The following is a 12120-nucleotide window of genomic DNA, read 5'->3' on the forward strand; positions in this document are numbered from 1 at the left end:
CTGCATGACGAAGGGATCAACATGAGCCAGATGGCGGCTATCGGCACCCACCTGACCGGGCTGGAACAATTGAAAACCATGGCAGAACGCGATATTCGCTGCGGGTTTGCCGACACACTGGATATCCGCATGACCGAGGCCCATGATGGCCGCGTGGTTTTCGAATGCGTCCCGGATGTGCACTTGTACAACCCGAACTCGGTAGTGCATGGCGGCTTCATCGCCACCATGATGGATTTTGCATGTGGTTATGTAGCGCTGAGCAAGGTCGGCCCAGGCTTTACGATTGCAACCGTAGAAATAAAAATCTCGTACCACAAGGCTGTCACGAAAGACACCGGTGCCATCCAGGCCATCGGTTCAATTGTCAGTGCCGGACGCCGCATGATTTTTACCGAAGCCAAACTGGTTGACAGTGACAACCGCCTGCTGGCGTCGGCCACATCAAGCGTGATGGTGTTGCCAATTACGACCACGTAATTTTCAGAGAGGTTCACGGTAGAGCCTGGCCTGATGGCAACAGGGCCACCCTGGCCAGACACCCTGCCGCTATTCCTGCGCGTTACGGGAACGGCGCACAAACAAAGCCACCAGCGCCACAGCCACCAAGGCAGCCGGCACCAGCGAACCGATATTCAGCCAGTACCAGCCCTGGGTCGTGACCAGCGCGCCAGAGCTGACCGATGACAGCGCCATCAGGACAAAAACTGCAAAGTTGATGGCGCCTTGTGCCTTGTCACGCTCTTCAGGGGTGTGCGAGCGGGTTGCCAGGCTGGTCGAACCCGTAAACAGGAAGTTCCAGCCCACCCCCAGCAGAAACAGCGAAATCAGGTAGTGCTCGAATGTAATGCCTGACAAGGCGATAAAAATGCAGGCAAAGTTCAGCACGACGCCTGCGGCCATGACCTCAAGAGCCCCGTAGCGCTTGATCAGGACACCAGTAAAAAACCCAGGGGCAAACATGCCAATGACGTGCCACTGCAACACCGTTGCCGTATCTGAAAACTCAAAGCCATCGACCGCCATCGCCAGCGGCGTAGCTGCCATCAGCAGGTTCATGATGCCGTAACCAAAGGCAGCACCCAATGCGGCCACCACAAAAACGGGTTGACGGATGATCTGACCCAGATCACGCCCCGAACTTTTAGGAGCTTCAGAGCGAGTATCGTCGGGGAAACGAATGAAATGCATGCACACCATCCCCAGCACGGCCAGAACAGCCAGAGCGACATACGCACCCATGAAAGGGTAACCTGCCGCATCTTTGGTATAACGCGCCAGGTTGGGTCCGATAATGGCCCCCATCAGGCCTCCGGCCAGCACCCAGGAAATGGCCTTATCCCTTACGCTGAGCTCGACGATCTCGGCAGCGGCAAAACGATACAACTGCCCGTTGGCGCTGTAGTATCCGGCCAGTACTGTGGCCCCCACCAGCAGCCAGAAATGACCGACATAAACCGCCAGCGCGCACAGCAGCGACGAGATGACGGCCATCACCAAACCGAGCTGGAATGACCTTTTGCGCCCGAAACGACTTTGCGTGTGCGCAACCGGTGCCGTAGACAATGCACCACCCACCACATACCCCATGATGGGCAGCGTGGCCATCCAGGGCACCGGGGTCAGGCTCATGCCAACCAGCCCGTTAATGGCGATGAACGTAACATTATTGGTGAAGAACAAGCCCTGACAGACAATAAGAAGGATCAGGTCACGGGTGAACAAACGTGACATTACAAGGCCTTCAACTGTGCTTCAAGCCGGGTTTTCAACGGCGCATCGATATTCAGCTGACGGGCCAGCTCATCCAGATAGGCCCGCTCCATGAAGCTTTCGTCGTCAATGACCAAGGCACTGGCCAGATAGACCTCGGCGGCCATTTCCGGGGTGGAAGCCAGTGGTCGCAATCGAAGCCGGATCGGCGGGCTTTTGCAGCTCGGCTTCAAACCAGGCCCGGTCTGACGGACTGGACGCGACACGGGCCAGTTCAGATTCGATAAGTTGGCGCTCTTGTGGCCCGATATGGCCGTCGGCCTTGGCCGCAGCAATCATGGCCGACAAAATCACGCGGCTGTGGTGTTCAAGTTCGGGTTCTGACCACCCCAGGGCAGCCGGCGCAGCAACGGGCACAGAGGTGGTGACCGGCGCAACGGATACAGATGCGGCAGCCGAGGACTTGTTTTGTTGCCAATCCTGGTAGGCCTTCAGGGCAACCGCACCCAATGCCGCTGCTGCACCATACGTGGCGATTTTCCCGCCTTTTTTACGCAAGGTTTTATTGCCCAGCAATACACCCAGCAAACCACCGGCAAGTGCACCGCCGCCAAACCCGCCCAGCCCGCTGCCCTTGGCCAGGTCACCCAATTGGGAACCCGCCGATTGGCCAAGACCCTGACCCGACTGCAACACCTGCTTCAACAATTGCTGAACCGACATCACCCACCTCTTGCGATCTGTATCAAAACAGTGATTTTACGCCGAAGGCCACGCAACGGATGCCACCGTCCTGACCGCTACACGGCCGCACCCTCAATAAAGTCGTCGGTCAGGCAAGCGCCTCTTTCCACACATGACAATTTGATGAGAGAATCACAAGTAAAACAAATTTACCGATTTAATCAAATTAAACTCTCTCAACCGCTGGAGTTCCAGGCATGACCCCGACCACCCCGCACCCTTCTTCTGAAGCCGTCTACACCACCCAGCAAGTGGCCGAGCGGCTGGGCTTGTCGGTTTCAACGGTGCAGCAATTGGTCGAGTCAGGGATTATTGGCGGCTGGAAAACGCGCGGAGGTCATCGACGCATTCCGGCCAGTGCACTCGAACACTATCTCTCAACACGCCATACAGGCACCCCGCCTGCACCGCCCCTGGATCTGGCCCGGCCAGCCGTTTCATCGCTGCTTGTTCTGGAAGATGACCTGGTCCAGCAAACCTTGTATCGGGGCCGGATCAACAGCTGGGGATTGCCCCTTGAACTGACTTTTTGCAGTAACGGGTACGATGCCCTTATCGAAGTCGCCCTCAGGCAGCCCGACATTCTCTTGCTCGACATCATGATGGATGGCATTGACGGGTACGAAGTGCTCAAAGCCCTGACCAGTCGGCCCAATTTTCGTCTGTCACATATTGCCGTATTGACCAACTTGTCGGAAACTGACGTCGAAACGCTTGGCGGACTGCCGGCAGGCGTAATTTACATGAGCAAACCCATCAATTTCGACGAACTGCGTGGCTACCTGCGCGGTTGCTGTGCCGCCAAAACGCGGCTTTACGCCAAATGACACCTGTACCGCCACCCGACCCCTCGTTAACCAGCGCCCAAGTACTTCGCGCAATGGCTGCCAACGACAGTACCCTTTTCAACGAACTGGCCGATATTATTCTGCGGTCACTACCGAATTACGCCCAGGCGCTTGAACAAGCGCTGTCCGGCAACGACACCGGTGCAGTCCGGGCGGCCTTGCATAAAATCAAGGGAACCTTGCAGATGGTCGGCGCCAGCCAGACGCTGAACCTGCTGAACACGATAGGTGACCACATACGCAGCACCGGCACCCTGCCCGAGACCGGCGCAATCCATACACTGCTGGCACACATGCGCTTGATCGCAATCGAGGTTGCCGCTTACCCGACAGGCGTGTCCACCTGACTCGCAAGGCCCTGAAGAGTCGTCAAGCCTCTTTTGCGGCGCGAGCTGGGCGAACCAGGCGCGCGGTGAAATGCCGCGGTCGGGGCCGAGCATGGAAAAACCACCATCAACGGGGATATCGGCTCCGGTCAGCCATGAGGCTTTGTCAGTGGCCAGAAACGCCACGACGTGGCCGACTTCCTCGCCGCGACCGATGCGGCCCAAGGGGTGAAAGTGTGCACCCACCGCATCTGCGGCCTCGATGGACCCGCCGCTCATGGACTCGGTTGACGGGGACCAGGTCCAGGCCGGCGACACCGACAACACGCGAATGCCGTGCGGCGCCAGGTCAACCGCAAAATTGCGGGTAATTTGCAGCAAAGCGGCCTTGGAAGCGGGGTAAACAGCCCGCCCGCCGGCACCGAACTTGCCCCCGTGCTGCCCAGGTTCACAACCACGGAACCCCGGGGCATGTGGGGAGCCACTTTCTGGGTAAAAATCGCTGCTGAAATGAGGTTGACGTTCAGGGTCTGGAACCACTGCTCACGCGAGGACGCCAAACCCTGATCCGCATAACTGCAGGCATTGTTGACCAGGATGTCGATATGGCCAAATTTCTTGACGGCAAAATCGACACACTGGTCAATCGCCTCATCCGAGGTGACATCGGTTTCGAAGAAAACAGCGCGTTGGCCAATAGCGGTGGCAACCGCGTTGCCGGCTTCGGCACCCCGCCCCACCAGCACGACGTGTGCGCCGTCGTCAGCCAGAACCTTGGCAATATCCGCCCCCAGGCCCTGCGAGGCACCCGTCACGATGGCCACTTTGCCATCCAGAGGTAATTGAACTGCAGCTGTCTGACTCACTGTGTTTCTCCGTAAACCGATATCAACGCCCTGATCACATCAGGCATTACATGTGCATGTCGAGCATGCCAAAAATGCTTTCGCAATTGGTCAGATTGACGCGCTTCAGGTAGATTGACCAACCACCGGACTCGGTCGCCACAAGCTTGTGGAAAACGGTTGCGCCCAACTGACGGGCTTCAGTGCGATATTCCGTCAATTGCAGACTGGAACGCACAATAACCCGACCGGCTGAGTCAACCCCGTCAACCATGACATTACCCACCAGGCGGCTGCCGTAAGTATGGGGCTGCTGCGACCAGTTGCGCTCGTGATTGACGCGGCGCACGCGCACTTCACGCAACATGGCGTCTTCCCAGAACAGCGAAACATGGTCAAAGGGTTCTCCTGACCCTGCTTGCGCGGGGCCCAGTAGCGCCCTTCCGGCGTCCAGAGGTTCAGCCAGTCGTCCAGCTTGCGCTCGTCCAGCAAACGCGCTTCGTGGAAAAGAAACTGCTGAATGCCATGCAGGGTCTCCAGCGATGGCGAAATCTGCGATACCGGCTCTACCGATACATCAAACGTACGATCAAGCAACATCATTTTTGATTCTCCTGTGCTTAGCCCTGATTACCCGACACCATGTACTGCTTCCAGGCAGCGAACTGATTGCGCATCGGCAGTTCGCTGGTCCCGTTGATGGACACGGTACCTTCCGGCGTTTCCTTGTCGGTGCCGGCATAGCGGTGGTGGCTGACCCAGTCACCGCCTTTGGTCAGGTTGCCTTCCTGGCAACGACGGTAAAGCTCAACGTCGTCAGGCATTACGTTCGATGACGGCGAGTTGATGACGTTGGTGTAGGTCAATGCGCGTTCAAACACTGACTCTGGCGCGCCCTTCAGACGGAAGGTCTGGATTTCTATCAGGGTGCGATCCGGGCTGACCGGACGAATCACGCGGAACTGCTGGAATACAGTGTGGGGTGAACCGCTGCCATAAATAACGGTGTTGTGACGATTCATCCCCAGGATTTCACGCGCCTTGGCTTCGCCGTGAACGGCGGCCAGGGATTCGAAATGGGCACGCGAAACCGGGTCACGCGTTGCTGCCGCCGGATCAAAAATCGCTTCCATGTAACCATGGCCGTTCTTGTAGGCACGCAACTCAAGCTTTTCCCAGAATTCGTAAGGCTCGCCGTTACCGTCCATGATCAGCAGTTCAAACGGCATTTCGCCCAGTTCTTTGGCTTCTTCGCGCGCTGCCACAAAAGACGACTCATGGGTAATCGGGGCGTGCATGGTGTCATGCAGGTTTTCGTAGAAAACCTTCCAGTTCGACTGCTGCATCACCTGGAACACACCGCCGACGACCTCAACCTCACCCTCGGGCGAACGGTCACAGAGGTTATCAATCGACGACGCGGCACCGTCAAGGAAGGTCACCAGATCGGGACCTTCCGCCGACTGGCTGGCGAAAACGAAGCCACGATACGAATCGACACGGGCCAATGGGCGCATCGAGAAATCAGGATGCGACTTGTCAAACGTCGTCCCTTCCATGCCGTTGCGCAAAGGCACCGACAGCAACGAGCCGTCCAGTTTGAAGGTCCAGGCGTGATAGGGGCAGCGGAAGAATTTCCCGACATTGCCATCGCCCTTCGCGACCAGCTGCGAGCCTTTGTGCGGGCAGCGGTTATAAAGCACATTAACCTTGCCATCGGCGCCGCGCGTCATGATGACGTCCTGGTCACCAATCCGGGTCGTATGGTAGTCGCCAGGATTTTTCACCTGGCTTTCGTGGCCGACATAAATCCAGACCTGGCCATAGATGCGCTCCATTTCAAGCGCAAAAATCTCAGGGTCTGTGTAAACCCGTTTATGTACGCTGTCTGAACGAACCAGACCGGCAATTTCCTCGTTGCTGATGCTCATGTTGTCCTCCAAACGGTTCAAGAGTCATTCCGTGGAAGCAATTTATTACGTCGGGCATTGTGGCAATAGCCGTTACTTGCAGGCGTTGTCCGGTTATGGCAGAGGCCTTGGGGAAAGCCCGTAAAACGAGGCGGTTTTGCTTGATTCGGACAATCTGACCACCCCCTGCACATTTCGGATAGTCGCTACCCGCGAATTCAACAAGAATGACCTCCTCCTGGCTTTTTCAAGCCTTCGGCAACTATTTACAAGAACCCCATGAACAGCTTGACGATTATTGAACAGCTCATGAACGGTGTGGGCCTTGGCCTGATCCTGTTCATGATGGCCGCTGGCCTGACTATCGTGTTCGGCGTAATGGACACCATGAATCTGGCCCACGGGTCACTTTTCATGTTTGGCGCCTATTTCGCTGCAACCGCCTATGGCATTACCGATTCATTCACCTTGTCGGTACTGATATCGGTGGCCCTTACCATGCTGGCAGGCGCCATTCTTGAAATCGCCCTGGTCAGGCGCCTGTACACGCGCACCCACATGAATCAGGTGGTGGCCACATTCGGCGTCATCCTGATCTGCAACGACCTGGTGAAATACATCTGGGGCCCGGCGCCGATCATGGCCGCCACGCCCCCTCGCTGAGCGGCTCGGTTACCCTGCTGGACGGCCTGGACTACCCGGCCTTTCGGCTGCTGATCATTGCCGTGGGTATCGTTGCCGCCATTGCGCTGTATTTCATGATGGCCCATACCCGCCTGGGCATGCTGGTACGGGCAGGTGCTTCGAATCGCACCATGACCCAGTTGATGGGCATCCCGGTGCGCAAGGTGTTCACCATCATTTTCGTACTCGGGGCCGCTCTGGCCGGCATTGGCGGAGCCATGATGGGACCGGTAACGGCAGTACAGGTCGGCATGGGTGATTCATTCATGATTCCGGCCATGGTGGTGATTGTGATTGGCGGCATCGGTTCGATCCGGGGCGCCTTCATTGCCGCACTGCTGGTAGGCATCGTGGACACCGCCGGGCGCGCGTTCATGCCGGCCCTGATTGCCCAGGTGGCATCACCCGTAATCGCCGCCGATGTCGGACCCGCGCTGGCCAGCGTTCTGATGTACGTCTTGATGGTCGTCGTACTGGCGTGCAAGCCCACTGGTCTTTTCCCTGCCCGAGGATAACAACATGCCTGGCCATACCAATAAAACATTCGCCTGGGTCCCCTTGCTTGGCATCATCCTGCTGGCGGGTTTCCCGTACTTCTCGCAATTTTTCGGCCTTGACTACTACACTGGCTTTGTCATGCGCCTGATGATCCTGATGATCATTGTCACCAGCCTGAATTTCCTGCTGGGCTATGGCGGCATGATCGCCCTGGGCCATGCCGGCTTCATCGGCATCGGGTCATATGCCATGGTCGCACTGGTCGAAGCCGGGGTCACCTCGGTGTGGCTGCTGTGGCTGGGCGCCACCGCCATTACCGCCGTGGGCGCCGCACTGATCGGCCTGGTGGTTTTGCGCACCCGCGGTATTTATTTTCTGATGAGCACCCTGGCCTTTGCCGAAATGGTCTACTACGTAGCAGTTTCATTGCGTCGCTACGGGGGTGATGACGGCTATATTCTGTCGACCCCGCTAACCTTTGGCTTTGGCTTTGACCCGACGGACACCAACACCCTGTATGCCGTGGTTCTGGTCGCCTTCATTCTGGCGTTTGCCTTCTTCAACCGTATGGTTGATTCACGATTCGGCAAGGCGATTACCGGCATCCGCGACAACCCGGTCCGTATGCAGGCCCTGGGGTACCCGACATTCAAGCTGCAATTGCAGGCCTTCATCATTGGCTCGGCCGTTGCCGGGCTGGGCGGCGCCATGATGATGACGCAAAACGGCTTCATCAGCCCCACCACCATTCACTGGACACACTCCGCCGAACTGATGGTCATCGTGGCCCTGGGCGGCATGGGCTACAAATGGGGCGCTATTCTGGGTGCCGGCCTGTGGGGCGTGCTGAAAGAGTTTCTGCCCCAGCTTACCGAATACTGGCATTGGCCCATGGGCTTGCTGGTCATCCTCATTATCTTGTTTGCCCCCAACGGCCTGTGGGCCCTGGTCAGCCGCGAATCGGCAACGCAATCTGGCGGGCTGTTCAAATTCATCCGGAGGCAGGCATGAGTCTTTTTTCAGCAAAAGGCCTGATCAAGAACTTTCACAGTTTACGGGCGACCGATAACGTATCGATTGACGTCAACCCCAACGAAGTGCACGCCCTGATCGGCCCGAATGGTGCGGGCAAAAGCACCCTGGTCAACCTGATCTCGGGCCTGCTGCCCGTTGACGCCGGGACCATCACACTGGACGGCCGCAACATCACCGGCCTGAAGGCCCATGAACGCGTACATGCCGGTTTGTCGCGCTGCTTCCAGGTCACCAACCTGTTCAAGGACATCAGCGTCATCGATAACCTGCGTCTGGCGGTGCAGGCCCACGACGGCAATAATTTCAAGGTATTTGGCATTCGCAATAACGAAAGGCTTCTGAACGACAAGGCGCGCGAACTGGGCGCCAAGGTGGGGCTTGAGGGCGACGATGTGCTGAACAGCATTGCCGGCAGCCTGCCTCACGGCGCACAGCGCCAGCTGGACATTGCGCTGGCTTTGGCCGCCAACCCGAAAGTCCTGTTGCTTGACGAGCCCATGGCCGGCATGGGGCAAGACGAGTCCGCACGTGTCGTGGAAATGATCAAGGGGCTGCGCCAACATATGGCCATTTTGCTGATCGAGCACGATATGGAAGCCGTGTTCCAGCTGGCCGACCGCATTTCAGTCCTGGTTTACGGCAAAGTCATCACCACGGGGACGGTTGACCAGATCCGCAACGACCCGAAAGTTCAGGAAGTGTATTTAGGTTCGGAGACATCGCATGGCTGAAAAACAAATGCTGACTTGTGAAAACCTGCATGCGGGATACGGCGCCAGCAAAGTGCTGTTCGGCATGGATTTCACGATCAACGAGGGCGAGGTCATTGGCTTGCTGGGCCGCAACGGCATGGGCAAAAGCACGACATTGAAGAACCTAGTTGGCCTGGTCAAACCCACCCAGGGAAAAATTGTCTGGGAGGGTAAGGAACTGAACGCACTGAGCCCCGATGCCATTGCGCGTTTGGGCATTGCCATCGTACCTGAAGGGCGCCAGTGCTATCCCAACCTGACCGTTCGCGAACACTTGGTCGCGTTCGCGGGCAACCGCAACGGCAATGCCCGGCAATGGACGCTCGACCGCATCTACGACCTGTTCCCCCGCCTGGCCGAACGCAGCCAGAACATGGGAGGGCAGCTGTCGGGCGGCGAACAGCAAATGCTGGCCATCGGCCGTGCGCTGTCGACCAATCCCCGACTGCTGATTCTTGACGAAGCCACCGAAGGCCTGGCCCCGCTGATCCGCGAAGAAATCTGGAAATGCCTGACCTTGCTGAAAAATGAGGGGCAGACCACGCTTGTTGTCGACAAATACGTCGACAAGCTGGTCGGTCTGGCCGACCGGCACATTATTCTTGAGCGCGGCAAGATCGTCTGGACCGGCAGCTCGGCCGAACTGGATGCCGACCGTAGCCTGTGGGTGCGTTACATGGGGGTTTAAGGTCCCACGACGTTGGCCTCGGGCGCACGAGGCGGTTCGAACCCGTCGGGGGCCGCCCTCAAAATGACTTAGTTGCCAGCGAAACGGGCAGCCACGGCCTCCACATCAGACACTTCGGCAATAAACGCCAGACTGCGCAGCGCCGCATCGTGGAATTCGGCGGAACCTGCCGCACAGGCGTCAGCCGCAATCGTCACGTCGTACCCTTTATCGGTCGCTTCGCGCACCGTGTGCTCGACCACAGAATGCGTGGCCACACCGCCCACCACCAGATGACGCACATCAAGCATGCGCAACAGGTTTTCCAGGCAGGTGCCCGCAAAGGCGCTGATTCGCTGGTGCGTGACAACAAATTCATTTTCGTTCGCCAAGGGTTGAAACGGCACCATGAACTCGGAGCCCCATTCACCCTCCTTGACCGCACCCAGCTCGACCGTCTTTCGGAAAATCGGCGTATTGCGCGGACAATCGGCGTAATCGGGACGGAACGCGATACGCACATGGATCAGGGGGCCTGATGCTTGCGCGCCATCGCCAGCAGACGCGCCGCACCATCAAGCACACGTTCGCGCACGCTTTCGTCGTTCACCCCCACCCGGATTTTCCCCTCGGGATGCAAGACTTCATTCTGATAATGCAGTGCCAAAACGGCAACTCGTTCCTTCATGGTTTTCCCCAATATGTGTAGGTATCAATTCAATTGAAAACCAGTCTAGCCCCTTGATTCATGCGGGACTATCCGAAAAACGACACGCCGGAAGCCGGAAATGGCACTGCTAAAAACGGATAGGCCAAACAGGCCACCTGCCGATAATGGATATTGCCGCCCGCAGGCTTTCCCTAGACTTGACCACGTTCCACCATTTCTCAACGCGCAAGGAAAATCATGAAAAAATCCGCTATCGCCCGTGCCTTGGTATTTTCCGCCGCCCTGCTTGCCGCCAACGGCGCACAGGCTGCCGACGAAATCAAAATCGGTTTTCTGACGACGCTGTCCGGCCCCGGTGCCGGCACCGGTCAGGACATCCGTGACGCTTTCACCCTGGCCATCAAAATTAACGACGGCAAGCTGGGCGGGTTGCCCGTCAACATCAGCATTACCGACGACCAGAACAACCCGGTGGCCGCACGCCAGACAGTTGAGCGCTACATCAAACGCGACAAGGTCGACATCATTACCGGCCCGGTATTCTCAAGCGTGGTTCTGCCCATCGTGCCAGGCATTCTGCAATCGGACACCGTCTTCATCAGCACCAACACCGGCCCGGCAGATTACGCAGGTGAGAAATGCGACCCCAACTTCTTTGTCGTGTCATGGCAGAACGAGGACGTTCCTCAAGCCATGGGCGCATTCGCGAACGAAAAGGGCTACAAGCGCGTTGCCATGATTGCGCCGAACTATCCCGGCGGTCGTGAGTCGCTGCAGGGCTTCAAACGTCTGTACACCGGTGAAATCGTTGACGAGGTCTATACCAAAATGGGCCAGCTCGACTATTCGGCCGAAATCGCCAACCTGAAGACCGCCAAACCCGACGCCGTGTTTTACTTCCTTCCCGGTGGCATGGGCATCAACTTCGTCAAGCAGTACAACGCCTCGGGCCTGCAAAAAGACGCACCGTTGCTGACCCCGGCTTTACCGCCGATACCGAAAACATTGCCGCCCTGGGCAAAGACATGGTGGGCACGTTCAACTCGTCACAGTGGGCCGACGACCTGCCCAACGAGGCCAACAAGAAATTTGTCGAGGCATTCAAGAAAGAATATAACCGTCTGCCCAGCATGTATGCCTCGCAAGGCTACGACGCTGCCATGCTGATCGATGGTGCCGTCCGTCAGGTCAACGGCAAGATTGAAGACAAGGAAGCCTTCCGCAAAGCCATGAAAGACGCCAAATTTGCGTCAGTACGCGGCGACTTCAAGTTCAACAACAACAACTACCCCATCCACGACATCCACATGCGCCAGGTCATCGAAGATGAGCAAGGCAATGTCCGCAACAAACTGATTGGCACCGTCCTGAAAAACCACAGCGACCTGTTTGCCAAACAGTGCCCGATGAAGTAACCCGCAAGGAAGC

Annotated in this window: 11 protein-coding genes and 4 pseudogenes; 8 read left to right on the forward strand and 7 right to left on the reverse strand. The window is 57.5% G+C overall.

Going from position 1 to position 12120, the window contains the following annotated elements; genetic code table 11:
* The first annotated feature begins 21 nt into the window (after window positions 1–21).
* Entirely contained in the window at window positions 22–480 is a 459-nt protein-coding gene (locus tag N7E01_RS06480; protein WP_289175027.1) for a PaaI family thioesterase, read from the forward strand.
* Window positions 481–549: 69 nt separating this feature from the next.
* Here N7E01_RS06480 and N7E01_RS06485 read toward each other — a convergent pair whose 3' ends face one another.
* Window positions 550–1734, reverse strand: a complete 1185-nt coding sequence (locus tag N7E01_RS06485; protein ID WP_289175028.1) for an MFS transporter — start codon at window positions 1732–1734, stop codon at window positions 550–552.
* Window positions 1734–2436 (reverse strand): annotated as a pseudogene (locus tag N7E01_RS06490) (tellurite resistance TerB family protein). The gene N7E01_RS06485 and the pseudogene N7E01_RS06490 overlap by 1 nt, the downstream one beginning before the upstream one ends.
* A 218-nt stretch (window positions 2437–2654) precedes the next feature.
* Here N7E01_RS06490 and N7E01_RS06495 point away from each other — a divergent pair.
* Both N7E01_RS06495 and N7E01_RS18590 read left to right on the forward strand, forming a co-directional pair.
* Complete coding sequence (locus N7E01_RS06495) at window positions 2655–3284, forward strand: excisionase family DNA-binding protein (RefSeq protein ID WP_289175029.1); 630 nt, start codon at window positions 2655–2657, stop codon at window positions 3282–3284.
* A gap of 53 nt (window positions 3285–3337) precedes the next feature.
* Window positions 3338–3652 (forward strand): Hpt domain-containing protein, encoded by a 315-nt coding sequence (locus N7E01_RS18590; protein WP_350494967.1) that lies wholly within the window; start codon window positions 3338–3340, stop codon window positions 3650–3652.
* Window positions 3653–3688: 36 nt separating this feature from the next.
* Here N7E01_RS18590 and N7E01_RS06500 read toward each other — a convergent pair.
* The 3 genes and pseudogenes from N7E01_RS06500 to N7E01_RS06510 form a co-directional block, all read right to left on the reverse strand.
* Window positions 3689–4497, reverse strand: a pseudogene (locus N7E01_RS06500) (SDR family oxidoreductase); the annotation flags it as partial.
* A 46-nt stretch (window positions 4498–4543) separates the two neighbouring features.
* Entirely contained in the window at window positions 4544–4843 is a 300-nt protein-coding gene (locus N7E01_RS06505) for an aromatic-ring-hydroxylating dioxygenase subunit beta (protein WP_289175031.1), read from the reverse strand.
* Between the two features lie 253 nt (window positions 4844–5096).
* Window positions 5097–6407, reverse strand: coding sequence for an aromatic ring-hydroxylating dioxygenase subunit alpha (locus N7E01_RS06510; RefSeq protein ID WP_289175032.1), 1311 nt, complete (start codon window positions 6405–6407; stop codon window positions 5097–5099).
* 258 nt (window positions 6408–6665) lie between these two features.
* Between N7E01_RS06510 and N7E01_RS06515 the strand changes: the two are divergent.
* From N7E01_RS06515 to N7E01_RS06530, 4 genes and pseudogenes are all read left to right on the forward strand, one after another.
* Window positions 6666–7585, forward strand: a pseudogene (locus tag N7E01_RS06515) (branched-chain amino acid ABC transporter permease).
* 4 nt (window positions 7586–7589) lie between these two features.
* On the forward strand, window positions 7590–8579 hold the full coding sequence (locus tag N7E01_RS06520; RefSeq protein ID WP_289175035.1) for a branched-chain amino acid ABC transporter permease: 990 nt from the start codon (window positions 7590–7592) through the stop codon (window positions 8577–8579).
* Window positions 8576–9334, forward strand: coding sequence for an ABC transporter ATP-binding protein (locus N7E01_RS06525; protein ID WP_289175036.1), 759 nt, complete (start codon window positions 8576–8578; stop codon window positions 9332–9334). The genes N7E01_RS06520 and N7E01_RS06525 overlap by 4 nt, the downstream gene beginning before the upstream one ends.
* A 7-nt stretch (window positions 9335–9341) precedes the next feature.
* A complete protein-coding gene (locus N7E01_RS06530; protein WP_289175751.1) occupies window positions 9342–10043 on the forward strand; it encodes an ABC transporter ATP-binding protein in 702 nt (233 codons plus the stop codon).
* Window positions 10044–10111: 68 nt separating this feature from the next.
* On the opposite strand, the gene N7E01_RS06535 is transcribed toward N7E01_RS06530, so the two are convergent.
* Both N7E01_RS06535 and N7E01_RS18595 read right to left on the reverse strand, forming a co-directional pair.
* Complete coding sequence (locus N7E01_RS06535) at window positions 10112–10543, reverse strand: isochorismatase family protein (protein WP_350494968.1); 432 nt, start codon at window positions 10541–10543, stop codon at window positions 10112–10114.
* A 5-nt stretch (window positions 10544–10548) separates the two neighbouring features.
* A complete protein-coding gene (locus tag N7E01_RS18595) occupies window positions 10549–10710 on the reverse strand; it encodes a hypothetical protein (RefSeq protein ID WP_350494969.1) in 162 nt (53 codons plus the stop codon).
* A gap of 219 nt (window positions 10711–10929) precedes the next feature.
* Here N7E01_RS18595 and N7E01_RS19320 point away from each other — a divergent pair.
* Window positions 10930–12107: pseudogene (locus tag N7E01_RS19320) on the forward strand (ABC transporter substrate-binding protein).
* The last annotated feature ends 13 nt before the right edge of the window (window positions 12108–12120 follow it).

The organism is Neopusillimonas aromaticivorans (genome assembly GCF_030344915.1).
Lineage (GTDB): Bacteria > Pseudomonadota > Gammaproteobacteria > Burkholderiales > Burkholderiaceae_B > Neopusillimonas > Neopusillimonas aromaticivorans.

Excerpts from the sequence above, each read along its gene's own strand:
- N7E01_RS18595 (WP_350494969.1), bottom strand. The coding sequence starts at position 10,710 with ATGAAGGAACGAGTTGCCGTTTTGGCACTGCATTATCAGAATGAAGTC.
- N7E01_RS18590 (WP_350494967.1), top strand. The coding sequence starts at position 3,338 with ATGGCTGCCAACGACAGTACCCTTTTCAACGAACTGGCCGATATTATT.
- N7E01_RS06525 (WP_289175036.1), top strand. The coding sequence starts at position 8,576 with ATGAGTCTTTTTTCAGCAAAAGGCCTGATCAAGAACTTTCACAGTTTA.
- N7E01_RS06480 (WP_289175027.1), top strand. The coding sequence starts at position 22 with ATGAGCCAGATGGCGGCTATCGGCACCCACCTGACCGGGCTGGAACAA.
- N7E01_RS06495 (WP_289175029.1), top strand. The coding sequence starts at position 2,655 with ATGACCCCGACCACCCCGCACCCTTCTTCTGAAGCCGTCTACACCACC.
- N7E01_RS06485 (WP_289175028.1), bottom strand. The coding sequence starts at position 1,734 with ATGTCACGTTTGTTCACCCGTGACCTGATCCTTCTTATTGTCTGTCAG.
- N7E01_RS06505 (WP_289175031.1), bottom strand. The coding sequence starts at position 4,843 with ATGTTGCGTGAAGTGCGCGTGCGCCGCGTCAATCACGAGCGCAACTGG.
- N7E01_RS06530 (WP_289175751.1), top strand. The coding sequence starts at position 9,342 with ATGCTGACTTGTGAAAACCTGCATGCGGGATACGGCGCCAGCAAAGTG.
- N7E01_RS06520 (WP_289175035.1), top strand. The coding sequence starts at position 7,590 with ATGCCTGGCCATACCAATAAAACATTCGCCTGGGTCCCCTTGCTTGGC.
- N7E01_RS06510 (WP_289175032.1), bottom strand. The coding sequence starts at position 6,407 with ATGAGCATCAGCAACGAGGAAATTGCCGGTCTGGTTCGTTCAGACAGC.